This is a genomic window from Sulfitobacter pacificus, from assembly GCF_030159975.1.
GTDB classification, from domain to species: domain Bacteria; phylum Pseudomonadota; class Alphaproteobacteria; order Rhodobacterales; family Rhodobacteraceae; genus Sulfitobacter; species Sulfitobacter pacificus.
In genome coordinates this window covers 2,736,642-2,763,497 of the sequence record NZ_BSNL01000001.1, presented here as the reverse complement: position 1 = coordinate 2,763,497, position 26,856 = coordinate 2,736,642, and the positions used below count along the sequence as shown (strand labels likewise).

The window sequence follows — 26,856 nt, the reverse complement described above, 5'->3', positions numbered from 1 at the left end:
CAAAGGGCTAGAGCCTTGCATCATATCTAATAGGCCGGCGCAATCAAATCACAACGCCGGTATTGTCCCCGTCAGGCGAATGCCTGCCAGCACAACAAAAGGAGCGTGCACATGTTTAAAGGCTCACTGCCTGCCCTCGTCACGCCGTTTCGCAACGGCGCGCTGGATTTGGAGACACTGAAGAAACTCGTGGAATGGCATATCGGTGAAGGGTCGAACGGGTTGGTCCCTGTTGGCACCACCGGCGAATCGCCCACCCTGACACACCGTGAACATGAAACGGTTGTTGAAGAGGTGGTAAAAGCCGCCGCAGGCCGCATTCCGGTGATTGCCGGTGCAGGGTCCAACAACACGGTTGAATCGATCCGTCTGGCCCAACACGCCGAAAAAGTTGGTGCGGATGCGATTCTGGTTGTCACCCCCTATTACAACAAGCCGACGCAACGCGGGTTGATTGCGCATTTCACCGCGATCCATGATGCCTGCGCTCTGCCGATCATCATCTACAACATTCCGCCGCGTTCCGTCATCGACATGACGCCGGATACGATGGGGCAACTGGCCAAGCTGCCGCGCATTGTCGGGGTCAAGGACGCCACCGGCGATCTGGCGCGCGTCAGCATGCAGCGGATTACCTGCGGGGTGGATTTCTGCCAGCTGTCGGGTGAAGACCCTACCGCGCATGGGTTCAACGCACAGGGTGGTGTCGGCTGTATTTCGGTCACGGCCAATGTGGCACCACGGTTGTGCAGCCTGTTACAGGCGGCCTGTGCCAAAGGTGACTATGCTGCCGCGCTGGAAGTTCAGGACCGGTTGATGCCGCTGCACAAGGCGATCTTTACAGAGCCGGGTCTGGTCGGGGTGAAATACGCCATGTCGCAGCTGGATCTTTGTTCTGATGAGGTGCGCCTGCCGCTGACCAGCCTGTCGGATGAGACAAAGGCGCTGGTCGATGCAGCCTTGCGCCATGCGGGCTTGTTGAACTGACCCTCAAATGAAGTAAGGCGGGGATACCCCCGCCCTACATCACGATGCACTTTAGGGTGGGCTACTCCCGCCGCCCGTGCCTTATCGTTTGCCGTAATACAGACCGACCACATGTTCGGCCTGTGCAAAGAACAGCCAGCGGGCGGCCAGAACACCAGCGACATGGGCCAGCACGGCAAGTGCGGCCAAGAAGTGGTTGAACGGCAAAAGCAGCAGCAGAACCGGCAGGGCAGCCATCAGCACCAAGGCAATGATCCGCAGCTTCGTTGCATGTTTGCGCCCGATCACATGCACAAATTCACGCAGCAGATAATTGGTGCCGGTGTGGGGCGGTTCGAACGCGCGCACGCTACCGATCCCGCCAAGCTGGGTTGCCGATGCCATGTCGCTGCCGCTTTGCGCCAGACGTTTGTCACCGATCAGCCAGGTGGCAATCTGAATGCCCCCGGCGATTGCGATCAACAAGATTGCGCCCTGAACCTGTCCCGCCAGCAAGGCACCGCCTGCGACGGAGAGTGACAGAAAATTCAGCGGTGTCAGCGGCATATGCCAGCGCGGTACAGTTTTAAGCTGGGCATAGATCATTGAGGTGGTGAACACCGTTGCCATCGAAAAGAGCGCCCCCAAGATACCCAGAAGCGTCCAGCGGGCATCAAAGAACACCAATCCAAGCCCGTAAAACCCCATCAGGACAAGGGCCGCCACGGCGCACCATGCCTCGCGGCTAAGCCAGCTGGAGCGCCATTGCGTAAACGCCTTCAGCGCGCGTTCAGGATGGCCAAGGTGAAAGGTAGAGGAAATCAGCCCGCCAACCGCCAATAGATAAGCGATGGCGAAAAAGGCAAAAGCTGATCCGCCGGTCACCGCAGGAACACCAAGGCCAAGCCAGACCAGCAGGCCGAAACCAAGGCCGGAAAACACAGAGAAGAAGATGACAGAAGGTGCCGGATGCATCAGATTTTCTCCAGTGCTTTATCAAGCCAACCGAGGAAGCCTTTGGGCTCCGCAATCACGGGGTCGAGGAAAGGGGCCAGTACATCAAATTCCGGCAAGGCATCCTTGGGCCGGGGCGGCAGGTATTTGTTTACCGGCTTGGTGCCTTGTTCGGGCATCAGATCCACGCCACCGCGTTCCAGCACCAGCTGGCTGACATCGCTGTCGGGGTCACCCAGATCGCCAAAGTGGCGGGCACCGGCAGGGCAGGTGCGCACGCAGCTGGGCACACGGTCCACCTCTGGCAGGTTTTCGTTATAGATACGGTCGACGCAGAGGGTGCATTTCTTCATCACCTTCTCTTCCTGATCCATCTCGCGCGCACCGTATGGGCAGGCCCATGCGCATAGGCCGCAGCCGATACAGTCGCTTTCATTGACCAGAACGATGCCATCCTCGACACGTTTATAGCTGGCACCGGTGGGGCAGACAGTGACGCAGGGCGCGTCCTCGCAATGCAGGCAGGATTTGGGGAAGTGGATCAGCTGCGCGGCCCCCTGTTCCGGCTGCACCTCATAGGAATGCACGCGGTTCAGAAAGGTGCCGGAGGGGTCTGCGCCGTAAGGGTCCTGGTCCGATAGGGGGGCACCGTAGTTTTCAGTGTTCCAGCCTTTGCAGGAGATCACACAGGCATGACAGCCGACACAGGTGTCCAGATCGATGACAAGACCGAGCTTTTTGTCGGTGGATTGGGGCAGGGTCGTCATGGGTGGCGCTCCTTGCTGGTGTGGGGCCGGGGGCCAGCCCCCAAACTCCCGGAGGTTAATTTGCAAGATGAAGAGGTGCTCATTTGCCGACCTTCCATGCCAATGTGTCGGGGCCTTGGCCGACAGGGGATTTTATTGGTGGATATTCGGGGCGGGATTCTTTGGGTGCGACGGTTTTTTCGATCCGTACCTTGAGGTCGAACCAGGCCGCCTGTCCGGTGATCGGATCAGAATTGGCCCATCGCATGCCATCCGCCTTGGGTGGGAGCAATTCATGGATCAGATGGTTGAGCAGGAAGCCTTTGGTCGCTTCCGGTGCATCTTTGTCCAGCGCCCATGCGCCTTTGCGTTTGCCGATGGCATTCCACGTCCAGACGGTATTTTCGTTCAGCGCGGCCATCTCCATCACCGGCACAGTGATTTCGCCGTGCGGAGAGGAAACCCGCGCCCAGTCGCCATCTGTCAGGTCGTTCCGGCGCATCAGCTTGGTTGGCAGGTAGAGCGGGTTGTGCCCGTGCAATTGCCGCAGCCAAGCGTTTTGCGATCCCCATGAGTGGTACATCGCCATTGGGCGCTGGGTCAGCGCGTTGATGGTGAAACCCTCGTTGCCTTGCTGATCGGTTTCATACCAGATGGGCAGGGGCGACATGGTGTCTTTGATCCGCTGGCGCAGGTGTTCGGGGGGCTGTCTCTCGCCGTGGCCTTCGGCGGCGAGCTGGAACTTGCGCATTGGTTCGACGTAAAGCGAAAACAGATAGGGTTGTGGGCTGTCGAACAGCCCCATGCCCACGGCCCATGCCTGATAGTCCATGTTCCACGGCTTATAATAATTTGCACCATCGGGGATGTGCTCGACAAAGAAACCGCCGTTTTCAATGTAATTGTCGATCTGGCTGGCGTTCACGCCGCCGCGCCCGGATTGCAGGCCTTTCTCACCCATGCGCCAGCCGGCCAGGGGGCCGATGCCGGGGCGGCGTTCGTGGTTGGTGATGTAGTCCGCATAGTCGGCGTATTTCTGGCTGCCATCGTCGTTCACAAAACCGGGCAGGCCCAGTTTCGCCCCAAGATCACATAGCGCGGATTGGAAGCCTTTGACATTGCGGTCTGGTTCGACCACGGGCCAGCGGATGGCGTCGGCGGCGGCATCCGCTTCACAGATCGGACGGTCCAGCAGCGAGATGCAATCGTGCCGTTCAAGGTACGTCGTGTCGGGCAGGATCAGGTCGGAGTAGGCAACCATTTCCGAAGAATAGGCATCGGAGTAGATGATATGCGGGATGACGTAGTCGCCGTTCTCGTCCTTATCCGTCAGCATCTCCATCACGCCGCCGGTGTTCATCGAGGAGTTCCACGACATATTCGCCATATACATGAACAGCGTGTCGATCTTATAGGGATCGCCGGCATGGGCGTTGGAGATCACCATATGCATCAACCCGTGGCTGGACATCGGGTTTTCCCATGTGAACGCCTTGTCGATGCGGGCGGGCGTGCCATCTTCCTTGAGGGCCAGATCGTCAGGCCCGTGCACAAACCCAAGGTGTGGACCGTTCAGCGGCGCGCCGGGGGTCATGCCGATATGGGGCTTGGGATGCGCGGTTGCAGGTTTCGGATAGGGCGGTTTGAATCGGAAGCCGCCGGGCACCTCGACGGTGCCAAGGATGATCTGCAAGACATGCAGAGCGCGACAGGTCTGGAAACCATTGGCATGGGCCGAAATCCCGCGCATGGCGTGAAAGGACACCGGGCGGCCTGTCATCTTGGTGTGTTTCTCACCACGGAAATCGGTCCATGCGTGATCCAGCTCAAACGCCTCGTCAAAGGCGACACGGGCCAGTTCGGCGGCGATGGCGCGGATGCGGTTTGCGGGCAGACCGCAGCGTTCGGCAACCGCTTCGGGGGCGTATTCATCGCTGAGATACATATCAGCCATCTGGTGGAACACGGGGCGATGGGTCACCCCCTTGGCGCGGTGGGTGGCAGAGAGATCCGGTTTGACGCCGGGTTTGTCATAGGCAGCCAGCTTGCCCGTCACCCGGTCCACAACCAGCTGTTTGCCATTCTCGTCCCGCAGGTACAGACCGAATTCGGGTGATTTTTCATCGCCGTTCACAAGCACCGGCGCGTCAGTGTATTGTGCCAGATAATGCAGGTCGATCTTGCCTGCCTTCATCAGGCAATGGACCATCGACAGGATGAATAGCCCGTCGGTTCCAGGCGTGATCCCGACCCAGTCATCGGCCACTGCGTTATAACCGGTGCGGATCGGGTTGACGCCAATCACCCTTGCGCCGCGGCCCTTAATCTTGCCGATGCCCATTTTGATCGGGTTGCTGTCGTGATCCTCTGCCACACCGAACAACATGAACAGTTTGGTGTGGTCCCAATCAGGCTGGCCGAATTCCCAGAACGCACCGCCCATGGTGTAGATCCCGGCAGCGGCCATGTTCACCGAACAGAAACCACCATGGGCAGCATAGTTTGGCGTGCCAAAGGCCTGCGCCCAGAGTGAGGTGAATGATTGTGACTGGTCACGCCCTGTGAAGAATGCCAGCTTTTCAGGGTTATCCTTGCGGATCGGCTCAAGCCAGTCTGCGGCGATCTGATAGGCTTCGTCCCAGCTGATTTCCTCGAACTCGCCTGATCCACGCGGGCCGACCCGTTTCAACGGGGATTTTAGCCGCGAGGGCGCATTGTGCTGCATGATGCCTGCCGATCCTTTGGCGCATAGCACACCCTTGTTCACCGGATGGTCGCGGTTGCCTTCGATATAGGCAACTTTACCCTCTTTCAGATGCACATTGATGCCACAGCGGCAGGCGCACATGTAGCAGGTCGTCTTGCGAATTTCGTCTGATACCTTGGGACTCAGGTCGATGACAGGCTGGTTCATATGCGTTCCTTCAAATGGCGCTGCGCACAAGAGAGACGACGCCAAGGCCGATCAACAAGGTCAGGCAAACACTGCGATAGTAGGGTTGGAATTTCGGCGTGAAAAGCTTTTGTCCCAGAAAGACACCGATCAGGCAGGGGATGAGGAAAAATAGTCCGCGCGTGGCGGCGGTGGTGTTCATCGTGCCGTAGTAAAGATGCGTCAAAAGCGAGGTCAGCGAGCCAAACAGCAGGAAGGCGACTAAGGTGGCGCGCATCACCCGCGGTTCGGCGTCGCGGGCCAGAACATATAGGGCCACAACCATGCCTCCGACCCCGGCCAGCCCGGTCACAATGCCCGCGATGATGCCGGTTGTGGCGGTGCCGGTGGTGCTGTCCAAGGCACGGATGCGCACCTTGCTCAACTGCAAGGCCGCCAGGGCGATCAGGATCACCAATGCGATCTGTTTGGAGGCGGCGGGATCCAGTGCCACGGTCAGGCCAACCCCGGCAAATACACCAAGGGCGCTGCCGGCGGTCAGGATGGCGGCGGCGCGCAGGTCGGCCCCGTCCCAGCCGGCGCGGATCATCATCAGCGATGCGCCAATCTCCAACCACCACATAACAGGGATCAATTCAACCGGCGGCAGGATCAGGACAGCAAGGGCCAGACCAAAGGCCGAAAGTGCAAAGCCGGTAAAGCCGCGCACCAGCCCCGCCGCCACAAAGATTGCAGCCAAAGCAACCGCTTGGCCAGGTGTCAGGGAAAGGGTGTTCCAAAGGATGTCGATCATGCTGGCTGCCCTTTATGGGACTGAAGGACTGTCACCGCGATCATATTGGTTACATCCTCACTTGTGCAGCCACGGGACAGATCATTGGCCGGTTTGGCAAGCCCTTGCAGCACCGGACCGATTGCACTGCACCCGCCGATGCGTTGGGCAATTTTATAGCCGATGTTGCCAGCATCGAGATTGGGAAAGATCATGACATTGGCATGGCCCGCAACCGGTGATCCGGGAGCCTTGGTTGCGCCGATGTCAGGTGTAAAGGCCGCATCGAATTGTAACTCACCATCTGCATCAAGGGTTGGATGTTGTTCTTTCAGGATTGTAGCCGCCTCTGTCACCTTGGTCACATTGGGATGTTTTGCGCTGCCCATGGTGGAAAAGCTAAGTAAGGCAACCTTGGGCGGCTCGCCCAGCAATTGTTGGTGTGATGCCGCTGAGGCGACGGCGATCGCGGCGAGTTCTTCGGCATCGGGATCAATCACCAGCCCGCAATCCCCAAAGGTCATTGCGGTGCGGCCGGAGGGGTGATTTTCGGGCAGTGCCATCAGGAAAAAGCTGGATACCAGAGGCGCATCTTTGGCCTTTCCTATCACCTGCAACGCGGCGCGCACAGTATCGGAGGTGGTGGCAACCGCGCCCCCGACGGTGCCATCCGCATGGCCGTTGCGCACCATCATTGCGGCAAAGACCAGCGGGTCATGGAGCTGTTCGGCGGCGTAGTCCTGGCGGATGTTTTTGTGTTTGCGCAAGTCAAAGTAGCTTTGGACAAGGTCGCCGGTCAGATCAGATCTGGCCGGGTCCTGAATGACAATTTCATCGCTGTCGCTGGCCCCTGCCTTTGCCAAAAGTGCCCGAACTTCGGCCTGCGGACCGATCAGGGTCACCCGTGCAATACCGGCACGTGTTGCCTCAAGCGCGCCGGCCACGATCCGGGGATCGTGGCCTTCGCTGAGAACAATATGGGCAGGCTGGGATGCTGCGCGGATGCGAAGCTCTTGCAGCATTGTCATGGCCTGTCCTTTTGTCGTGTTTGCCTGTTCGGGCGTTGCTTAGGTATGCACCTGCGGGCGCATGTCGTCTTTGCTGATGCCTGCCACTGATACAGGCTTTCTCATCGCATCGCGGCGGAAGGGTTCGCCCAGTTCCTGATTGAGAACCACTTCGATGAAGGTGGTGACACCATCGTTCATCTGTTCCTTCACGGCAGTGTTCAGCGCAGTTGTCAGCTCTTCCATGCCGGTGACCTGCACACCCTTCAGGCCACAGCCATCGGCGATTTTGGCATAGTTCACATCAAGGTTCAGTTCAGTGCCAACGAAGTTGTCATCGAACCACAGGGTGGTGTTACGCTTTTCTGCGCCCCACTGGTAGTTGCGGAAGATTACCATGGTTATCGCAGGCCAGTCGCCGCGGCCACAGGCGGTCATTTCGTTCATGGAAATGCCGAATGCACCGTCACCGGCAAAGCCAATCACCGGCACATCAGGGCAACCGATTTTCGCGCCAAGGATCGCAGGCAGGCCGTAACCACAGGGGCCGAATAGGCCTGGGGCCAGATATTTGCGGCCCTTGTCAAAAGACGGGTAGGCGTTGCCGATGGCGCAGTTGTTGCCGATGTCAGAACTGATGATTGCATCCTTTGGCATTGCCGACATGATCGCACGCCATGCCTGACGGGGGGCCATATGGTCGGGCTGGCGGTTGCGGGCGCGTTCGTTCCAGTCGATGCCTTCGTCTGTGTCGTCCTCGTGATCCATTGAAGACAGTTCCTGCGCCCAACGGGATTTCGTCAGTGCAACCAGATCCCTACGCTCCTGACGGCCCTTGTCACCGGCCCCGGCCCCAAGGTTTTCCAGCAGCTGTTCGGCAACCCGTTTTGCATCGCCCTGAATTGCCACATCGACCTTTTTGGTCAGCCCGATACGGTCAGAGTTGATGTCGACCTGAATGACCTTCGCTTCCGTCGGCCAGTAGTTCATGCCGTAGCCGGGCAGGGTGGAAAACGGGTTCAAACGGTTGCCAAGGGCCAGAACAACATCGGCTTTCTGGATGATCTCCATTGCGGCCTTGGACCCGTTATAGCCCAGCGGACCAACCGCCAGCGGGTGGCTGCCGGGGAAGGCGTCGTTGTGCTGGTAGTTGCAGGCCACCGGCGCATCCAGCGCCTCGGCCAGTTTGGCGCTTGCGTCGATGCCGCCGGACAGGATCACACCGGCACCGTTCAGGATGACGGGGAATTCCGCTTCGGAGAGCAGCTTGGCAGCATCCTTTACCGCTTGCTCGCCACCCTGTGGGCGCTCAAGGCGGATGATCTGGGGCAGTTCGATGTCGATGACTTGCGTCCAGAAATCACGCGGCACGTTGATCTGGGCGGGGGCGGACCCGCGCCATGCTTTTTCGATCACGCGGTTCAGAACTTCGGCCATGCGTGAGGGGTCGCGGACCTCTTCCTGATAGCAGACCATATCCTCGAACAGTTTCATCTGTTCGATTTCCTGAAAGCCGCCCTGACCGATTGTCTTGTTCGCCGCCTGTGGTGTGACCAGCAACATCGGTGTGTGGTTCCAATAGGCGGTTTTGATCGGGGTGACGAAGTTGGTGATGCCGGGGCCGTTCTGCGCGATGGCCATGGACATTTTGCCGGACGCGCGTGTGTAGCCGTCTGCGATCATGCCACCGGAGGTTTCATGCGCACAGTCCCAGAATTTAATGCCCGCCGCAGGGAACAGATCAGAGATCGGCATCATGGCAGAACCAATGATCCCGAACGCATTGTCGATGCCGTGCATTTGGAGGACTTTGACGAAGGCCTCTTCGGTGGTCATTTTCATAGCTGCTAGTCCTTAACATTTTATAGGGGGTGCGATTCTGGGGCAAATTAGGCCTATGAAGGCGGGGGCGTTAGGACCACATGGGGATAGCCAATATGTCCAAGTTACCTCATCTCCTCAATCTCGCGGGCAATCAGATCGACGCCTTCGCGGATGCGGGCCGTGGGGATAGAGGAATAGGCAAGCCGGTAATAGTTGGACGGCTGATGGGTGCCGGCGAAGAAAGCATGGCCGGGTTCGATCAACACGCCTTTGGCGTGCAATCGGCGGGCAAGCTCTACCGTGTTCACGTGATCGGGCGCACGCATCCAGAAGGAAGAGCCGCCAAAATACCCGCGGCCAGAGATGCGCAGATCATGGGCGGCCAGCGCCTCTTCCATGATGCGGCGGCGTTCGTGCAGCGCTGTGCCCGTGCGCCGGATCAGCGCGTCGTAATGGCCCAGAGACAGAAAATAGGCCGCGGTGCGCTGGATATGGCCGGGGGCATGGCGCAGGACCGACGCACGTAGCGCGCGGGCCTCGCGGATAAAGGGTTCAGAGCCGACCAGATAGCCAAGCCGCAAACCCGGAAACAGTGATTTCGAAAAGCTGCCGACATAGATCACGCGGCCATCGGTATCGAGGGATTTCAGCGCCGGTGAGGGTGATTTGAGGAAGGACATCTCGAATTCGTAGTCATCTTCGACGATCAGCGCCTCCATCTCGCGGGCGCGGTCCAACAGGGCGCGGCGGCGCTCCATCGGCATGGTCGCATTGGTCGGGCATTGGTGGCTGGGCGTGGTGAAAACCACATGGGTTTCAGGTGGAATCGCATCAGGCGGCAGCCCGTCCTGATCCACCCGCACAGGGGTTACGTTGCAACGTGACTGGGAAAGAATGTCGCGCAGGGCAGGGTAACAGGGGTCTTCCAGCACCGCACTTCGGCGCTGGGTCAAAAGCACTTGTGTGGTCAGCCAAAGGGCGTTTTGTGCGCCCAGGGTGATCAGGATTTGTTCAGGCCGTGCGGTGATGCCCCGGCGCGGCAGGGTATGGCGTGCGATGAATTCGATCAGCTGTGGATCGTCCTGATCGTAGTAGTCCGTGGTGAGGGCGGTGAAGTCCTTCTGCCCCAAAGCCTGCAATGCGCAGAGCCGCCAATTGGCGTGATCAAACAAGGTTTGATCAGCCTGACCGTAGATGAATGGAAACCGGAATTTCGCCCAATCCTGCGGCTTGGCCAGCCCCGCGCCGCCGCTGAATTTCTGGCCGATGGCGCGGGTCCAATCCACCGCGTCCTGACTTTCCGGGGTGGCGGTAAAAGAGGGGGGAGAAGGCGCGTTTTCAGAAACGAAATAGCCTGAGCGCCCTTTGGACACCAGGTAGTCATTGGCGAGTAGTTCAGTATAGGCGATGGTGACGGTGATCCGGCTGACGCCTAGATGGGTGGCCAGTTTGCGGGTCGAGGGCAGCTTTTCCCCCTGTTGGAAACGGCCTGACAGGATGCCCTGTGCAATCATCTGCTGGATTTGCTGTTGCAGTGTTCCCTGCGCGTCAGGGTGGAGAAAGAAGGTTTCAACAGGGAGGGCCATGATATCACCCTATACTGGACTGAATTGGCATTCAATCTGGTATTATTGGATTGTGATAATGTTCTGTCTGTCTCTGGATTGTAACCTGATTTTCAGGATGCGTAAATCTCTAAAATCGAGACTTTTAGTATCGAAAATATAATTTTCTAGTGAGTTCATTTGGGGGGCAGCCTGCGTGCACCCCCTGTACACCCCCGATGCACCGGGCGGTGCATAGAGTAAAGCGAAAGGGGTTTCACACTAGATCCGGCGCAGGCTGAGGATTGACAGGAGGCTGTGATGAACAAGAAAGATGCGTTTACGCAGATGATGTATGAGTTGGAGGATCTGCAACTGTCCATGCGGGACGCATGGTTGCAGGACAGTCTGCCGTTGGATTGGGACGGGATGGAATATGGGTCACCCAGCCCACGCGCCAAAACACGGGTGACGATCCGCATTGACAGTGACATGCTGCGTTGGTTTCGCAAGATGGGGCCGGGCTATGGCCCGCGTATGAACCAGATTTTGCGGATTTACTGGACGGCGCTGCTGGGCGGTGGGATCAAGGGCTATCCGAATGACAACAATGTGCCGCGCCTGTTGAACAGGGGGCATGCCCGGATGCGCGAAAAATATAAGGATTTTCCGTGAGGGTCTGGTCCGGTTGAGAGTTGCGGTTGAAAAGAAAAGCCCCCGCACAGGATGCGGGGGCTTTGGAACGCGCACTTAGCGCTGGATGTTTATGGGCAGGCTGCGGTGTAGCGCGACCCGTCTGGACGCTGATACACACAGGAACCCGATTGGGTCTGACCGATATAGCTGCCAGCGGCTGCGCCTGCGGCACCACCAACCAGTGCGCCGAGGATTTTGTCGTCATCACCGGAGACGGCTGCACCGGCGGATGCACCCACGGCGGCACCGGCAAGAGTGCTGGTCTGTTGATCGGCACAGGCGGCGAGAGCAGCCATCAGCGGCAGGGAAAGAAGTAGCTTTTTCATGTTATTCTCCGAATATGAGTCTGTAGGGGGAACAGCGTTGGCAGGACATGGTTCCAATGTTTCTGCGCACACCGGCAGAAACCTGCCATTTCAGAAGGCCGAATAGAAAAGGCCCCGCAACTGCAGGGCCTTTGGGAAGAAGTTTTGTTTTTTGATATCAGGTAAATACGCGGCCCAATGCCCCATCGACGGCGTTGATGATCTGATCAATGTCATCTTTGGTCGCAATCAGCGCCGGTGAGAAACACAGGGTGTTATTCTTGCCCGGAACAGAGCGGTTGGTCATGCCGATGATCACCCCCTGTTGCATGCAGTCCCCGACAACAGCGGAAACGAGGGATTCCTTTGCGGCCTCGCGTGTGTTGCGATCTGCGACCAGTTCGGCACCAAGGAACAGGCCCTTGCCACGCACATCACCGATGACCGCATGTTTCTCCGACAGGGCGTGCAGCTGGTCGAGCATGTAGTCACCCATTTGCAGGGTGTTATCGAGCAGGTTCTCTTCCTCGATGATCTTGAGGTTTTCGAGACCAGCAGTCGGGCCTGCGGTGCAGCCGCCAAATGTCGAGATGTCGCGGAAGTAACCCATGTGATCAGAGGCGTCTTCCTTGAACATGTCAAAGACCGCTTCGGTGGTCACAAGGCAGGAGATGGCGGCGTAGCCGGAGGCGACCCCTTTGGCCATGGTTACCATGTCGGGTTTGATGCCGTAGTTCTGGTAGCCGAACCAGGTGCCGGTGCGGCCGACGCCGCAGACAACTTCGTCGATATGCAGCAGGATGTCGTATTTCTTGCAGATTTCCTGCACCCGCTCCCAATAACCATCGGGCGGGGTAATGACGCCACCGCCAGCGGTCACCGGTTCAAGGCAGAGGCCGCCCACAGTGTCGGGGCCTTCGGCAAGGATGACTTTTTCAATCTGGTCGGCGGCCCAGACGCCATAATTTTCCTGCGGCGCGCCCTCCTGTTCGAAGGCGCGGTATTCCATGCAGTGGGGGACACGCACGAAACCCGGTGTGAAGGGGCCGTATTGTGCGCCACGTTCGTCCTGACCACCGGCAGAGAGGGCCGAGATTGTGGTGCCGTGGTAGTCGCGGTCGCGGTAGAGAACCTTGTGTTTCTTGCCGCCGTATTTCTTGTGTGCGATCTGGCGGACCATCTTAAAGCCCTTTTCGTTCGCCTCGCTGCCGGAGTTGGCATAATAGACGCGGCTCATGCCGGGCATTTTCTCGATCAGCTTTTCGGCGAAGTTGGAGCCGGGGATGGAGCCGGCGGACCCTGCGAAGTAATTGAGTTTGATCAGCTGGTCGCGCACGGCATTGGCGATGCGTTCGCGGCCATAACCGACGTTGACGGTCCAGACGCCGCCGGAAACACCATCAAGGTGTTCTTTGCCCTTTTGGTCCCAGACACGCATGCCTTTGCCCTCGACGATGATGCGGGGGTCGACCTGTTTGCTGGCATCGTCGTTCATGTATTGTTTGTGCTGGCTGAGGTGGTGCCAGATGTGGGCGCGGTCTGCCTCGACAACGCGGGAGATGTCATTTTCGTTGAAGTTGCCGTCCATGGGTCAGACCTTTCGATGTTTTGGGATGCACGAAATGGGGGTGTGATCCCCCCGCTTTCGTCAATCATTGCTGGTTTATGTCAGAATCAAGTAGGGCCAAAAGTTGTATAACGGTAGGGCCAGTGTTTCGCGGTGTCCAGCGTGGCGCATGGGTGAGGCGTTGTGTGACAGGAAGAGAAGGCGGCGGAGGTCCGGTTTGGCGGGGTTCTGTGGTGGTGGCTCGGGTGGTGAGGGATGTGGAAAAATAGGGATATTTTCCTGGTTAAACCGGCCCGCAGAGGCTGGAAAGGAAATGGATTGTCGTTGACAGCGGTTGTGCCGGGGCGGACTATTCTGCCGTTCATTATGAATTAACCTTACATTAGGAAAATGCTATGATCCCAACGAATTCACCGCTGCTTGCCGCCTTGTCGCCATACGAGCAGTCGGATGTTCACACGACCACAAATGTCACCTTCAGCTTTCTTGGAGCGGGGGAAGAGGTCGATCCGGGGAATGACAGCGGCAATCTAACCACCTCGTTGGCGTGGAGCACAGCGCAGCGTGCATATGTGCAGGATATCTTTGACTATATTTCGACAGTGGTGAACCTGACCTTCGAAGAAGTGCCAGCGAGCGATACTGTGAACCTTGAATTTGTTCATATCGACCAGTTTGACGACCCTTCTACAACCGGGGTTTCTATCCCGCAGGGCCCAGCGATTTCTAAGATTTTTGTACCAACTGAATACATCGATCTGGATGATGTCACGTTGATCCACGAGATCGGCCATTCCCTTGGGCTGAGCCACCCGTTTGACGGGCCGGCCAAATTGCCGGGTGTGGTGACGGATGGCGATCTGGGTGATTTCAACCACAATACCGAATTGGCAACACGGATGTCCTATAACCCGGGGGCGTCGAACCTGCATCCGGGGTTGGACATCACGGGCGAGCCGTCTGCCTTTGGCGCGCTGGATATTGCGGCGCTGCAACTGCTTTACGGGGCGAACACCAGCACAGGTGCGGGTGATACGATTTACGGCGTTGATCCGACACTGATCACCATCTGGGACAATGGCGGCCATGATCGAATTGATTTCTCAAGTGTTAGTGATGACACGGTGATTGATCTGCGCCCGGCCACACTTGGGGCGGATATTGGTGGCGGTGGTTATCTTTCATTTGTCGGATCAAATGGCGGCACGGTTGCCAATGGCGGCTACACGATTGCCTTTGGTGTAGAGATTGAGGACGCGCGCGGCGGTTCAGGTGCAGATACAATCACCGGTAACGCGCTGGCGAACATGCTGACCGGTAATGGCGGTAACGACATGCTGAATGGTGGTGACGGGCTTGATACCGCGATCTATTCCGGCAATCAGGGCAATTATACCCTGACGCTGAATGCCAGTGGCACCACAATTGAAGACCGCCGCGCAGAGGGTGACGGTACCGACACGCTGATGGCAATCGAAGCCTTAACCTTTGGGGACGCTGCGCTTGCGCCGTTTGATTTAACCAAGTTTGCAGGCACGGAGGCGTTAAGCGAAGCGCAGATGGAGAGCTTTGTTGAGCTTTACATCGCCTATTTCAACCGCGCGCCGGATGCGGTGGGGCTGAATTTCTGGGGCACGGCCTTTGCCAATGGCACCACGCTTGAAGAGATGGCGACGCTGTTTATCGATCAGGATGAAACCCGCGCAACCTATGCCAGTGATCTGAGCAATGCGGATTTTGTCACAGCGGTTTATGCCAATGTGCTGGGCCGGGTTGGGGATCAGGCAGGGATTGATTTCTGGCTTGGCCATCTGGACGACGGTACCGTCGGGCGGGACCAGTTTATTCTGGGTGTACTTGCGGGGGCCAAAACGCCCATTGCTGGCGGCACTGCCGAACAGATTGCGCAGCAGGCGGCAGATCAACAGCATCTGAGCATCAAGACCGACATCGGGGCTTATTATTCGGTCACCAAGGGCATGTCGGATGTGGCCAATGCATCGGCTGCGATGGCGCTTTATGATGGTTCTGCGGGCAGTGTCGCCACGGCGCAAGCCGCGATTGACGGCTATCATGCGGCGGCGCTTGAAGCGGACAGCGGCATGTTCCTGATGCCACTGGTTGGCGTGTTGGACGATCCGTTCGCGGTTGCGGGCTGAGCTTAAGAAAAGCGGTTCAGTCCAGATCTTTTGATTTGGGCCGAACTGGACTCATGCGTCTGCCGCAAGTGGCAGTTTATTGTTTGCCGGTTTCAACAGCACTGTTTGAACACGATGCAACGTGGTGTGAATTTTAAGAGTAACTTGTGAATTTGAGTGGAAAGCCAGTCGGATTTGATTGCTCTAACAAGAAAGAAACGACATGGTGTTGCCGGATGATGGCGGATTTTTTACGGAAAATTGAGATATCAGGTTTCATTTTCCTTAAGTCCGCTGTCAGTCAAACCAAGACCGGCAATGATGTCGGCGGAGTAACTAAACCATCGGGCGCCTTGCGCTTGGGTATGTTCACTAGGGAGAACAAGATGATCAAAAAAACGACAACAGGCTTTGTTGCCGCCGCGGTTATGGCCATGACAGGTCAGGCCGCATTTGCAGACGGTCACGGCGAAATCACCGTTGGCTATTTCCTTGAATGGCCGATGCCCTTCCTTGCTGCCAAAGCATCGGGTGCCTATGACGAAGCGCTGGGCATGAAGGTGAACTGGGTTTCATTCGAAACCGGTACAGCCATGTCTGCGGCAATGGCGTCTGGTGACGTGCAGCTGTCAGTTTCACAGGGTGTGCCGCCATTTGTTGTGGCGACTTCCGGTGGGCAAGACATCCAGATTGTGGATGTAGCGGTCTCCTACTCTGACAATGACAACTGCGTTGTGCGTTCGGAGCTGGAAATTGACAAGGATTCTGCCGGTGAGCTGGCGGGCAAGAAAGTTGCCGTGCCTTTGGGTACCGCCGCACATTACGGTTTCCTGCGTCAGATGGATCACTTTGGCGTAGATGTTTCGACTTTGCAGGTTGTTGACATGGCACCACCGGAAGGTGCGGCGGCGCTGTCACAGGGTGCGGTTGATTTCGCCTGTGGTTGGGGCGGCGGTCTGAGCCGGATGAAGGAATACGGCAACATCCTGCTGACCGGTGATGAAAAGACCGAGCTGGGCATTCTGGTGTTTGATGTGACATCCGCACCGGCGTCCTACATTGCCGAGAATGGTGACACGGTTGCCAAGTTCGTGAAAGTCACAGCGGATGCCAATGCCGACTGGAACGCGAACCAGAGCGATGAGATGCTGGCGGTGATTGCAGAGCAGTCCGGTATGGATGTTGATGCGGCAAAGGCGTCAATCTCTGGTTTTGTCTTCCCCTCTATCGAAGAACAGCTGTCTTCGGCATGGTTTGGCGGCAATGCGGCCCCCTTTATGAAGGGTGTGGCGGATGTGTTTGTTGAAGCGGGTTCCATCGACTCCGCGTTGGACAGCTATGCAGGCACAGTGAACACTGGCCCGCTGGAAGCTGCCAAAGGCATGTAAACGACCAAGGTGCGGCCCCGGAATTGGGGCCGCACTGTACCTGCGATCGTCAATTGAACGAAACTGAGGTGGGGAAAACCCTGCCCTTTAACCCTGACAGGGGTGGGACCGCGGATATGACCGGACTTTCCATAGATAAACTTTCGATGCGTTTTGATCTGCCGGATGGCGGGCATGTGCAGGCTTTGCAGGATGTGTCGATTGACCTGAAAGCGGGCGAATTGCTGAGCGTTTTGGGGCCGTCGGGCTGTGGCAAGACCACGCTCTTGAATATTGTTGCGGGGTTTCTGGCCCCGACCAGCGGTGTCATGACCTTGAACGGGCATCAGATCACCGGGCCGGATGCGGAACGTGGCATGGTGTTCCAGCAAGGCGCGCTGTTTGAGTGGATGTCGGTGCGCGAGAATGTCGGTTTCGGCCCGTCGATGAAGGGCATGCCGAAGAACAACAAGAACGAAATTGTGGATCATCTGCTGGATGTGGTGGGATTGCAGGATTTCAAGGAAAAGGCGGTTTATGAGCTGTCTGGCGGGATGCAGCAGCGTGTGGCATTGGCCCGCTGTCTGGCAAACGATCCTGATGTTATCCTGATGGATGAACCGTTGGGCGCGCTGGATGCGTTGACCCGCGAGAAGATGCAGAGCCTTGTGTTGAAGCTGTGGAAAGAGACCGGCAAGACGATCATCCTGATCACCCATTCGGTGGAAGAGGCGCTGTTGCTGGGCGAACGTCTGATTGTGATGGCCCCGCGTCCCGGGCGCATTCACAAGGAATACCGTCTGCCTTTTGCAGAGCTGGGTGTTGGTGCGGATCTGCGTGAGGTGAAGAAACATCCTGATTTCGGGCCCAAACGTGAAGAGATCCTGAACATGATCTGGGACATGGAAGAAGAGATTATGGGCACCAAGGAGGATGCGGCATGATTCCTCTGATCATCTATGTGCTGATATTTATTGCTGCGTTTTTCATCGTCACCAAAGTGGCACAGGGGCGGGGGGTAAAGGATTATACCTCGTTGAAAACGGTGACCTTTGGGGATGAAAGCGCGGTAAGGCCCAACCGTGCGGCGGGGATCATCTCGATCCTGACGATTTTCCTGATGTGGGGCATGTTCACCGGATCAAGCCTTTTGCCCGGTTTCCTGCATGCGCCTGCGCCGTTTCTGGGCACGACAAGTTTTACCTATACGGCACAGGTAGAGGGGCAGACACCGGATGATGCGACGGTGACCGTTGTGGTCTACCCGCGCGGTGACGCGGTTGACGCACCGGAGGTCGAACCCGGTGACGGTTTTGCCAAGAATGACAGCGTGGCCATTGCACAATGGCGCACCGGATTGGTTGCCGTGGATAAAAACGATGAACTGACCAAGAAGGACGGCGCACGGGTCATTGCGATTGATGGCAAGAAGATTGCACCGGGCGAGACAGTAAAGACGGAAAACGGGGCGGTCACCCTGTCTGACAAGGGCACTCCGAATTTTGAGCCCTCCAAAGGCTGGCAGATGCAGCCGTTGTATCTGCCCTCCCCCGAAGAGGTCTGGACCCGGACCGTGCAGATCGCGTCCGAAGGGTTTCGTAACTTTACACTGCTGGAGCACTTGGGCTTCTCGTTGTTTCGGGTGATCTTTGGTTTCCTGTTTGGTGCGATTGTCGGTATTCCGCTGGGCTATGCCATGGGGTTGAGCAATTGGTTCCGTGGCTGGTTTGATCCGATTGTGGAATTCATGCGCCCGGTGCCACCTTTGGCGCTGATCCCGCTGGTGATTATCTGGTTTGGCATCGGTGAAGGCGGCAAGATTATCCTGCTGTTCCTTGCGGCGCTCTGGATCATGGCGATTGCGGCACGTTCTGGTGTGTCGGGTGTGAAAATTTCCAAGGTGCATGCGGCTTATTCACTGGGGGCCAGCAAGTGGCAGATCATGCGCTATGTGATCATCCCCAATTCCCTGCCCGAGATATTCACCGGCGCGCGGGTTGCCATGGGGGTCTGTTGGGGCACGGTTGTGGCGGCGGAGCTGGTCGCGGCGGAACAGGGGGCGGGTATGATGATCATGACCGCGTCCAAGTTCCAGAACACGGATATCGTGATTATGGGAATTATCCTGATTGGTGTGATCGGTTTCGGCATCGATATGATGATGCGCGCTGCCGAGAAGTTTCTGGTGCCTTGGAAGGGTAAGGGGTGATCCTGCCCTGAGTTAAGATGCCGATGTGATACGCAAAAGAAGAACGCCGAAGAGAATCTTCGGCGTTTTTTGTTTGTGCTGGGTGGTCACGCTTTCTTTCAAAGAAAGCGGTCGGAAACTTTGAAAGTTTCCGGTCCTTGTGGCCGCTGTTACTTGCCCCGGCGCGGGGTGGTGGCACCGCCTTTGCCTTTGGGTTTTCCGCCCTGCTTGCCGATCTTGTTGGGCGGGGTAAAGCGTTTGGATGGATCTGTGGCGCGTTTATAGGTTTTCGCGCCGCCGCTGCTTTCCTCGCGGGCTTTGAAGGGTTTGCCGCCTTTGGGTTTTGCACCGCGTGGACCGTCCGCCTTGGGGCCGTCCTTTTTCCAGACCGCTTTGGCCTTTGGTTTTGCAGGCGCGTCCCCGTTTGCCTTTGGCCTTGGGGTAGCACCGGGTTTCATCGGGCTGCGCTCTGTCTTGTGAGACTTGGGCGGGCGTTCGCCTTTGGGTTTATCCGCATGTTTGTGTTTTGGTTTGTCGAATTTCGGCTTTTCCGCACGTGCCTCGCCCGCTGGGGCGTTTGCAGGGGCAGGGCGCGGTTTACGCGGGGCCGCTGCGGCATCGGGATCATAGCTGGACTTGCGATGTGGCGGTTTTGGGCCTCTGTCGGGGCGGGGGCCGCGATCAGGGCGGGGCCCACGGTCCGGGCGACCACGGGGCAGATCGGGGGCCTTGTCGAGTTTGGTGACAATGGCGCCAGCTTCGACCACACGATCCGGGCCGAGGGCGTTCATGAATTTATCCGCTGAGGACGCGAGGATTTCGACAAAGCTGTGATCCTGCTGCACACGGATCGCGCCGACGTCATCCTTGGTCAGGTCGCCCTTGTTGCAGAGCATCGGCAAGAGGGTGCGCGGTTCGGCCCCATCGGTGCGGCCGGTTGAGACCGAGAACCAGACCGAAGGTCCAAAGCTGGGGCGCGAGCGGTCGTCCTTGGTGCCCGGATCGGTCAAATCCTCGGGGGCGGAAGCGCGCGCGCGGTAAAGGTTGACGAAAGCGGTGGCCAGTTGTTCGGCGCTGAATTTCTCGATCAGGGAGGCAACAAAACCGGCGGCATCTTCTGGTGCGGAGGTGGACCATGCCTCATCCGACAGCAGGCGCTCTTCATCCGCAGCGTTTACTTCTTCGGCAGAGGGGGCAGGGCCCCATGTCGCCGTGAGCTTAGCCCAGCCCAACAGGCGGCTGGCCTTGGTTTTCATTTTGGCGGGTACGATCAGGGCAGAGACCCCTTTGCGTCCGGCGCGTCCGGTACGGCCCGAGCGGTGCAGCAGTGTGTCTGCATTGCTTGGCAGATCGGCGTGGATCACCAGTTCGAGGTTGGGCAGGTCGATGCCACGGGCGGCAACATCAGTGGCGATACAGACGCGGGCGCGACCATCGCGCAGGGCCTGCAACGCATTGGTGCGTTCGGATTGCGACAATTCACCGGAGAGGGCCACAACCGAGAAACCTCGGTTGGTGAATTTGGTCGTCAGCCGGGCAACTGCGGCACGGGTGTTGCAAAAGACGATGGCGTTTTTGGCCTCGTAAAAGCGCAGCACATTGATGATGGCGTTTTCGGTATCACGCGGATGCACCTGCATAGCGCGGTATTCGATGTCGGCATGTTGTTTGGTTTCGCCCACGGTTGCGATCCGCTGGGCATCTTTTTGGTAGGATTTCGCCAGCTTTGCGATTGCGGCGGGCACAGTGGCGGAGAACAACAGGGTGCGGCGGTCTTCGGGGGCTTCGGAGAGGATGAACTCCAGCTCTTCGCGAAAGCCCATGTCGAGCATTTCGTCCGCCTCGTCCAGAATCACGGCGCGCAACGCGCTGAGGTCGATATTGCCGCGTTTGATGTGGTCACAGAGGCGCCCCGGTGTGGCCACAACGACATGGGCCCCACGATCAAGGGCGCGGCGTTCGGTGCGTTGGTCCATGCCGCCGACACAGGTCGTCACGATGGCCCCGGCCTTGGCGTAGAGCCAGCTAAGTTCGCGGGCGACCTGCATGGCAAGTTCGCGGGTGGGCGCGATCACTAATGCAAGGGGTGAGGAGGCTGGCCCGAAACGGGATTCGTCCTGCAAGAGGGTCGGTGCGATGGCGAGGCCAAAGGCAACTGTTTTGCCCGAGCCGGTTTGCGCCGAGACCAACAGGTCCTTGTCGTTCAGCGCCTCGTCGGTGACAGCTTGTTGAACGGCTGTTAAGGTCTCATAGCCTTGCGCTTCAAGCGCATCTGCGATTGTCTGGATCACGTGTGTCGTCCTGTTCTGAGGGGGGCCGTGCAAGGGGCGCGGCAGCCTCAGGCGTCTGGCCGAGGCATGTGTTTTGCCCGCCTGTAAGGGGTTCGGGCAGGAATGTACATGGGTTTGTTGAGTTCGTGTTACCCGGGGTGCGGTTTGTCGGGATGCATAGTGGACATATGCAACTAAGTCTTATAACCGGCGTATCGGGAGAATACTATGGCCGATAATTTTCACGTTTCCTTTGACGCTGGGGAGCTGCGCAAACACCCGGAAGTGCAGACCGTTGAGGATGTCATCACGTTTCGATTGCAGCGTTTGGTGGCGATCGGGGAACGGGCGGGCCAGGATTGGTCCCAGCGGATGTTCGATCTGAGTTTGAATGAATGGCGGTTGTTGGCGCTGGTCAAAGGGCGGGCACCGGCAAGGGCCGGCGGGTTGGCGGATGTCTTGTTGATGGATAAAAGTCAGACCAGCCGGGTGACGAAATCCTTATTGAACAAGGGGTTGATCCGCAGTTTTCCTGATCCTGACGACGGGCGGGCGATTGCGCTGGAACCCACTGAAGAGGGTGTTGTTCTGTATCGCCGGGTATTTGCCGAAGTCATGCGCAGCAATGAACGTATTCTCGACGTGTTGAGTATTGATGAGGTGCAGGCGCTTGATGTGATCCTGCGCAAAATGACCGAGCACAGCAGTGATCTGCTTGAGGCACGGTTGGGGCGGCCACTGATCCGCTAGCATGTTGGCGGGTTGCAGTGGCGACCCGATCACATCGGGTTTGACGCGCCTTGTGGTGATCTGTCTGCCAGGGCAGTTGTCGGTTACCCGTCGAAACTTTTGAATGTGTAGTCTTGATAATATGTAGCGTTGATACTGGGCGGGTTGTCGATCGGTCGCGGGATTTTCATTGGCCGGGTGATTGGGATAGCTGTTACGCAAAGGAGCGGGCAAGCCCGCATTCGATTTGACTATTGGAGGCTCTGCCTCCAAACCTCCGCAGGATATAGGGCCAAAAAGAGAATGAAACTGTGTTGAATACTGTGCCCTATACGCGGGATCTGGTGTTGGTCGGGGGCGGGCATGCTCATGCTTTGGTGTTGCGGGCCTGGGGGATGGACCGGCTGGCCGGGGCAAGGGTGACGGTGATCAATCCGGGGTCGACGGCACCTTATACCGGGATGTTGCCGGGGCATGTGGCGGGGCATTACGGGCGGGATGATCTGGAGATTGATTTGGTACGCCTGTGCCGGCATGCGGGGGCACGGCTGATTTTGGACAAGGCGGTTGGTATTGACCGGGATCGGCGCGAGGTGCTGTTGGAAGGGCGCGAGCCGGTGGCATATGATGTGGCCTCGATTGATGTGGGGATCACGGCGGAAATGGATCTGCCGGGGTTTGCGGCACATGGGATCGGGGCCAAACCGCTGGATAAATATGCGGCGCGGTGGCGCGGGTTTCTGGCGCGTGCGGTGGCGGGAGAGGTTGCGCCGGATGTGGCGGTGATTGGCGGCGGTGTGGCGGGCTGTGAATTGGCGATGGCGATGGCATATGCTCTGCGTGAGGCCGGTGTGGCACCACATGTGACGGTGATTGAAGCGGGGCCGCAGATTTCTGGCATGGGGGCAGCGGCGCGGCGCAAGATACTGGCGGCGATGGCAGAGCTGGGAATCGAGCTGAGGCTTGAGGCGCGGGTCATGGAGGTGACGGCGGATTGCGTTGTTCTGGCGGATCAGCCGGCGGTGCCAGCCGCGCTTTGTGTGGGGGCGGCGGGGGCATTTCCGCATGACTGGATTGCGCAGACGGATTTGCCGCAGCGTGATGGGTTCATTGAGGTGGGGCCGGACCTGAGGGTGAGCGGGGATGCGGCGTTGTTTGCGGTGGGCGATTGCGCGGTAATGCCCCATGCGCCAAGGCCCAAAGCAGGGGTGTTTGCGGTGCGCGCGGCCCCGGTGTTGCATCACAATCTGCGCGCGGCCCTGAGCGGGGGCAGGCGCAAGACGTGGCAGCCGCAAAAATACTATCTGAAGCTGATTTCATTGGGCAGCAAATCCGCAATGGCTGAAAATTTCGGGGTGAGTGTGAAGGCACCCTTGCTATGGCGCTGGAAAGACCGGATTGACCGGAAGTTCATGGACCGGCTGGGGGACTTGCCGGCGATGGCAAGGCCGGCTGTGACCGGGGAGATGGCGACAGGGGTGCGCGACATGCTGGCGGCCAAGCCGCTTTGTGGTGGTTGTGGTGCAAAGGTCGGGCGTGGTGTCCTGTCCGGGGCGGTGAAAGGGATCGCCGCGGCGCAGGGTGATGTTGTGACCGGTGCGGGGGATGATGCGGCGGTATTGCGCCAGCCCGGTGGTGGGTTTCAGGTGATCAGCGCCGATCATTTGCGGGCATTGGTTGAGGATCCCGCGCAGATGGCGCGGATTGCGGCGGTGCATGCGCTGGGCGATATCTGGGCGATGGGGGCGCAGCCGCAGGTGGCGCTGGCGCAGATTGTGTTGCCGCAGATGTCTGCCTCCTTGCAAGAACGCAGTCTGGCCGAGGTGACACGTGCAGCCGAAGCGGTGATGCAGGCCGCCGGGGCGCAGCTGGTTGGCGGGCATACGACGATGGGGGCGGAACTGACCATCGGGTTTACGGTGACAGGCACGCGGGCTCAGATGCCGCTGACTGTGTCCGGAGCGCAGGAGGGAGATGTGTTGATCCTGACCCGGCCCATCGGCTCGGGGGTGATACTGGCGGCAGATATGGCAGGGCAGGCCGACGGGCGTGATATGGCGGCAGCATTGGCGGTGATGGGCCAGCCCCAGCATCGCGAGGCGTTGGTGTTGGCAGAAGTGGCCAATGCGATGACGGATGTGACCGGATTTGGTCTGGCAGGGCATGTGCAGGCGATCTGTGCCGCCTCGGGGATGGATGCGGTTTTGTGGCGCGATGCGGTGCCGGTTTACGCGGGCGCACGGGGGCTGTCGGATGCGGGGGTGTCGTCAAGTTTGATGCCATCGAACCGCGCTGATGCGCCGGTTCTGGGAGGGGATGATCCGCTGTTGTTTGATCCGCAGACGGCGGGCGGATTATTGGCAGCGGTGCCTGAGGGGCAAGTTGAAGCGGTTTTGGCGCAATTGGCTGCGCAGGGCTGTGAAGGCCACAAGATAGGGCAGTTGTCGCGGGGCAGCGGGAATTTAACCCTTAGGTAAACCGCGCGATCAGGTCTTTGGCGGTTTGGGCCAGCGTTTCGTCCTCAAGATTAGGCATGTCGATTTGCGCAATAGGGGCATCTTTGGCGGCGGCGGATCTGATATAGCGCGGGTCGTAATGTTCGCCGATCAGGCTGGCGGCGAGGGATTGCCACTCCGCCGCCTCTGCCTGAGTCTGCCATTGGGCGATCTGGCTGGCGGCGTGATAGGGGCGCAAGAGGTCAATCACACTGCCAAGTTGCTCTGTGTTCTGGGTCAGGTCGGTATAGGCGCGGCACAGGAATTGGGCGCGGGCGGTGAGCGGGGCGTTGATCTGGAGGCGGGGTGCAGCGCCCATGCGGGTCCAGAGGGATGGCGGGATGATGCGCTGGCCGATCTTGCTGCTTTCCGCCTCGATAAAGGTGAGCTTGTCAGGGTCCAGCGGGGTGAGTGCGCGGGCGACGCGGCTTTCGAACATGCGCTGGGCGGGTTGTGGTGTTGTGATGGCCCCGAACAGCGAACCGCGGTGGTCGGCCATTGCCTCAAGATCCAGCACCTGCGCGCCAAGCTGTGAGAGCTGGTGCAGAAGCGCGGTTTTGGCGGTGCCGGTGCCCCCTTCGATCAGCATCAGCCGGTGGGGCAGGGGCGCGTCATAAAGGATCTGCACCACTGCGCGGCGGTAGCTGCGATAGCCGCCCTGAAGCAATTGCACCCGCCAGCCGACTTGACTGAGGATTGTTGCAAATGCCCCTGAGCGTTGCCCGCCACGCCAGCAATAGACCAGCGGCTGCCAGCCGCCGTCCTTATCCGCCAGCGCGTTTCGCAAATGGGCGGCGGTGTTTTGCGCCACCAATGCGCCGCCGATCTTGCGGGCGTTGAACGGGCTTTCCTGTGCGTAGATTGTGCCGACGGTAGCGCGTTCGGTATCATTCAGGACGGGCAGGTTGATGGCACCGGGGATATGATCCTGCGCAAATTCTGTGGGCGCGCGCACGTCGATGATGGTATCCGCCTTCAGCGTTTGCAGGTCCGTCAGGTCCGTCAGGGTGAAGGGGGTCATGGGATGCCTTTGTACAGATACCTGCCTTATGTATCTGGTCTGTGGGCAAGGTCCAGCGTTCAGCCTCCGATCAGCAAGAGTGCCGCGCAGAGAAGCCAGACGGTCCAATGGGGCAGGCGCAGCAGGGAGGCGGAGGCGCGGTTAAGCCAGCGCAGCTGGATCACCCATGCCACAGCCCATGCAAGATAGAGCAGGCCAAAACCGGTGATAAATGTAGCCTCATGCGGGCCCATATCCCATAGGGCGATGGCGAAGAGGGCAAGAGATACCGCCAGCAGGTCAACCGTTAACATCTGAAAGGCGCACATGGCCTGCACCCAATGTGGGGTGCGGGTGGTATCATCCGAAGGCGGGACAAGGCTGGCAGTTTCGCGGGTGCCGCCGACGACGTGGGCAATGGTGGCAAGCAGGGTGATTGAGGCCACGATCAGGACGGGGATGTTCATGGGATATCCTTTGACGCCATTGGGTCCGTGCAGTCAGGGTAACATCGCGGTGGGCGTTCAGGTACAGGTATTGAGCTGCTGCGTCAGTCGGTCGCGATCAAGAGAGGGAGTGCTGGAACGGTTGCGCTTCCGGCTTCCGGGCGAGAGCGAAAATGTCGACCTATGCGAGCTGTTGGCTTGTCGCGTTTGTTGGTTTTCCCTACACCTTCGAAAGAGCCCTAAGGGGAATGTACTGCTTGTCGTATTCAGCGATGGGTGCGTGTCTAACAATGCGCCAGCGCTGTTGGTATCTGTTTGAAAAGGGTGAAGCGGTGTTAAAGTGGTCGCAGTTGATCAATGGGCGGACCGTCCGGGTATCTGTACCTAGAGTATCGGTCGCTTCGCTTATCCGTGATCTTGTAGCGACGCGTCGGGTTTCCAGAATGTTTTTGTGAGTCCCTGTCGCGCCGCATTGGCCTATTGGTCGTAATGTAGGCGGACGGTGACATTACCCGGCATAACAGAAGCCCCCATGAAATCCGGTTCATCGTTGCGGTTCGGTGCGCCAGTGGCACCAATCCCTTCGAGTAATCGACCACCTTTGGTGTTGAGATCATCATCGCCGTTTTCGTCATGAAACAGGAAGATCGCATAGGGACCTTCGTTCAATTGGCCAAAGGTATAACGCACACTGCCAGATTGAGCTTTGATCTCGGCTATATCTACCACGGTTTCATAGTTCAGGGTTTCAAAACCTGCAGCATTGTCAAAAACCAGAACCAGAATATTGCGGTGCTCATTGCGCACGCCCTCGACGATCAGATTTATCCCTGATTCAGCGCTGGCCCTGTCTGCAAAAGTTCCAATGCAAAGTGACAGCACCGCGAGTTGAAGGGAGTTTCGTAACATGGTCGGATCCAATCCTTGGAGTTGAGTCGATAGCGCGTGA

The 26,856-nt window shown here is 58.4% G+C and carries 21 protein-coding genes; 8 read left to right on the top strand and 13 right to left on the bottom strand.

Features of this window, described 5'->3' with window-relative positions; translation table 11 throughout:
• Positions 1–111: 111 nt before the first annotated feature.
• On the top strand, positions 112–987 hold the full coding sequence (dapA, locus tag QQL78_RS13935) for a 4-hydroxy-tetrahydrodipicolinate synthase (RefSeq protein ID WP_284374387.1): 876 nt from the start codon (positions 112–114) through the stop codon (positions 985–987).
• 81 nt (positions 988–1,068) lie between these two features.
• On the opposite strand, the gene QQL78_RS13930 is transcribed toward dapA, so the two are convergent.
• The 7 genes from QQL78_RS13930 to pdxR all read right to left on the bottom strand — a co-directional run bounded on the left by QQL78_RS13930 (position 1,069) and on the right by pdxR (position 10,748).
• Complete coding sequence (locus QQL78_RS13930; protein WP_284374385.1) at positions 1,069–1,941, bottom strand: dimethyl sulfoxide reductase anchor subunit family protein; 873 nt, start codon at positions 1,939–1,941, stop codon at positions 1,069–1,071.
• Positions 1,941–2,687, bottom strand: a complete 747-nt coding sequence (locus tag QQL78_RS13925) for a 4Fe-4S dicluster domain-containing protein (protein WP_284374383.1) — start codon at positions 2,685–2,687, stop codon at positions 1,941–1,943. Before QQL78_RS13925 ends, QQL78_RS13930 begins: the two co-directional genes overlap by 1 nt.
• A gap of 79 nt (positions 2,688–2,766) precedes the next feature.
• Complete coding sequence (locus QQL78_RS13920; RefSeq protein WP_284374381.1) at positions 2,767–5,580, bottom strand: molybdopterin oxidoreductase family protein; 2,814 nt, start codon at positions 5,578–5,580, stop codon at positions 2,767–2,769.
• 10 nt (positions 5,581–5,590) lie between these two features.
• Entirely contained in the window at positions 5,591–6,352 is a 762-nt protein-coding gene (locus tag QQL78_RS13915; protein ID WP_284374379.1) for a sulfite exporter TauE/SafE family protein, read from the bottom strand.
• Positions 6,349–7,359 (bottom strand): phosphate acetyltransferase, encoded by a 1,011-nt coding sequence (gene pta / locus QQL78_RS13910; protein WP_284374377.1) that lies wholly within the window; start codon positions 7,357–7,359, stop codon positions 6,349–6,351. Before pta ends, QQL78_RS13915 begins: the two co-directional genes overlap by 4 nt.
• A 39-nt stretch (positions 7,360–7,398) precedes the next feature.
• Complete coding sequence (xsc, locus tag QQL78_RS13905; RefSeq protein ID WP_284374375.1) at positions 7,399–9,180, bottom strand: sulfoacetaldehyde acetyltransferase; 1,782 nt, start codon at positions 9,178–9,180, stop codon at positions 7,399–7,401.
• A 104-nt stretch (positions 9,181–9,284) separates the two neighbouring features.
• Positions 9,285–10,748, bottom strand: coding sequence for a MocR-like pyridoxine biosynthesis transcription factor PdxR (gene pdxR, locus QQL78_RS13900; RefSeq protein WP_284374373.1), 1,464 nt, complete (start codon positions 10,746–10,748; stop codon positions 9,285–9,287).
• A 279-nt stretch (positions 10,749–11,027) separates the two neighbouring features.
• Here pdxR and QQL78_RS13895 point away from each other — a divergent pair, with 279 nt between their 5' ends.
• On the top strand, positions 11,028–11,381 hold the full coding sequence (locus tag QQL78_RS13895) for a BrnA antitoxin family protein (protein ID WP_284374371.1): 354 nt from the start codon (positions 11,028–11,030) through the stop codon (positions 11,379–11,381).
• Positions 11,382–11,470: 89 nt separating this feature from the next.
• On the opposite strand, the gene QQL78_RS13890 is transcribed toward QQL78_RS13895, so the two are convergent.
• Both QQL78_RS13890 and QQL78_RS13885 read right to left on the bottom strand, forming a co-directional pair.
• Positions 11,471–11,728 carry a YMGG-like glycine zipper-containing protein gene (locus tag QQL78_RS13890; protein WP_284374369.1) on the bottom strand — a complete coding sequence of 86 codons (258 nt, stop codon included), beginning with the start codon at positions 11,726–11,728 and terminating at the stop codon, positions 11,471–11,473.
• A 157-nt stretch (positions 11,729–11,885) separates the two neighbouring features.
• Positions 11,886–13,295, bottom strand: coding sequence for an aminotransferase family protein (locus tag QQL78_RS13885; RefSeq protein ID WP_284374367.1), 1,410 nt, complete (start codon positions 13,293–13,295; stop codon positions 11,886–11,888).
• A gap of 374 nt (positions 13,296–13,669) precedes the next feature.
• On the opposite strand from QQL78_RS13885, the gene QQL78_RS13880 reads away from it, so the two are divergent.
• From QQL78_RS13880 to QQL78_RS13865, 4 genes are all read left to right on the top strand, one after another.
• Positions 13,670–15,433, top strand: a complete 1,764-nt coding sequence (locus QQL78_RS13880) for a DUF4214 domain-containing protein (protein ID WP_284374364.1) — start codon at positions 13,670–13,672, stop codon at positions 15,431–15,433.
• 365 nt (positions 15,434–15,798) lie between these two features.
• A complete protein-coding gene (locus tag QQL78_RS13875; protein ID WP_284374361.1) occupies positions 15,799–16,800 on the top strand; it encodes a taurine ABC transporter substrate-binding protein in 1,002 nt (333 codons plus the stop codon).
• 116 nt (positions 16,801–16,916) lie between these two features.
• Positions 16,917–17,723 carry a taurine ABC transporter ATP-binding protein gene (locus tag QQL78_RS13870; protein WP_284374359.1) on the top strand — a complete coding sequence of 269 codons (807 nt, stop codon included), beginning with the start codon at positions 16,917–16,919 and terminating at the stop codon, positions 17,721–17,723.
• Positions 17,720–18,988, top strand: a complete 1,269-nt coding sequence (locus tag QQL78_RS13865; RefSeq protein ID WP_284374357.1) for an ABC transporter permease — start codon at positions 17,720–17,722, stop codon at positions 18,986–18,988. The genes QQL78_RS13870 and QQL78_RS13865 overlap by 4 nt, the downstream gene beginning before the upstream one ends.
• Positions 18,989–19,137: 149 nt before the next feature.
• Here the strand turns inward: QQL78_RS13865 and QQL78_RS13860 are convergent, their stop codons facing one another.
• Positions 19,138–21,258: a DEAD/DEAH box helicase gene (locus QQL78_RS13860; protein WP_284374355.1), complete on the bottom strand. Its 2,121-nt coding sequence runs from the start codon at positions 21,256–21,258 to the stop codon at positions 19,138–19,140.
• A 207-nt stretch (positions 21,259–21,465) separates the two neighbouring features.
• Between QQL78_RS13860 and QQL78_RS13855 the strand changes: the two genes are divergently transcribed.
• Positions 21,466–21,987: a MarR family winged helix-turn-helix transcriptional regulator gene (locus QQL78_RS13855; protein ID WP_284374353.1), complete on the top strand. Its 522-nt coding sequence runs from the start codon at positions 21,466–21,468 to the stop codon at positions 21,985–21,987.
• Positions 21,988–22,277: 290 nt separating this feature from the next.
• Positions 22,278–24,443, top strand: coding sequence for a selenide, water dikinase SelD (gene selD / locus QQL78_RS13850; protein ID WP_284374351.1), 2,166 nt, complete (start codon positions 22,278–22,280; stop codon positions 24,441–24,443).
• Here selD and mnmH read toward each other — a convergent pair.
• The 3 genes from mnmH to QQL78_RS13835 all read right to left on the bottom strand — a co-directional run bounded on the left by mnmH (position 24,436) and on the right by QQL78_RS13835 (position 26,816).
• Complete coding sequence (gene mnmH, locus QQL78_RS13845) at positions 24,436–25,482, bottom strand: tRNA 2-selenouridine(34) synthase MnmH (protein WP_284374350.1); 1,047 nt, start codon at positions 25,480–25,482, stop codon at positions 24,436–24,438. The genes selD and mnmH overlap by 8 nt on opposite strands.
• A 59-nt stretch (positions 25,483–25,541) precedes the next feature.
• The gene (locus QQL78_RS13840; protein ID WP_284374348.1) at positions 25,542–25,928 is read right to left on the bottom strand and encodes a hypothetical protein; all 387 of its coding nucleotides are present in this window, start codon (positions 25,926–25,928) and stop codon (positions 25,542–25,544) included.
• 456 nt (positions 25,929–26,384) lie between these two features.
• Positions 26,385–26,816 (bottom strand): DUF2141 domain-containing protein, encoded by a 432-nt coding sequence (locus QQL78_RS13835; protein ID WP_284374346.1) that lies wholly within the window; start codon positions 26,814–26,816, stop codon positions 26,385–26,387.
• Positions 26,817–26,856: the final 40 nt, after the last annotated feature.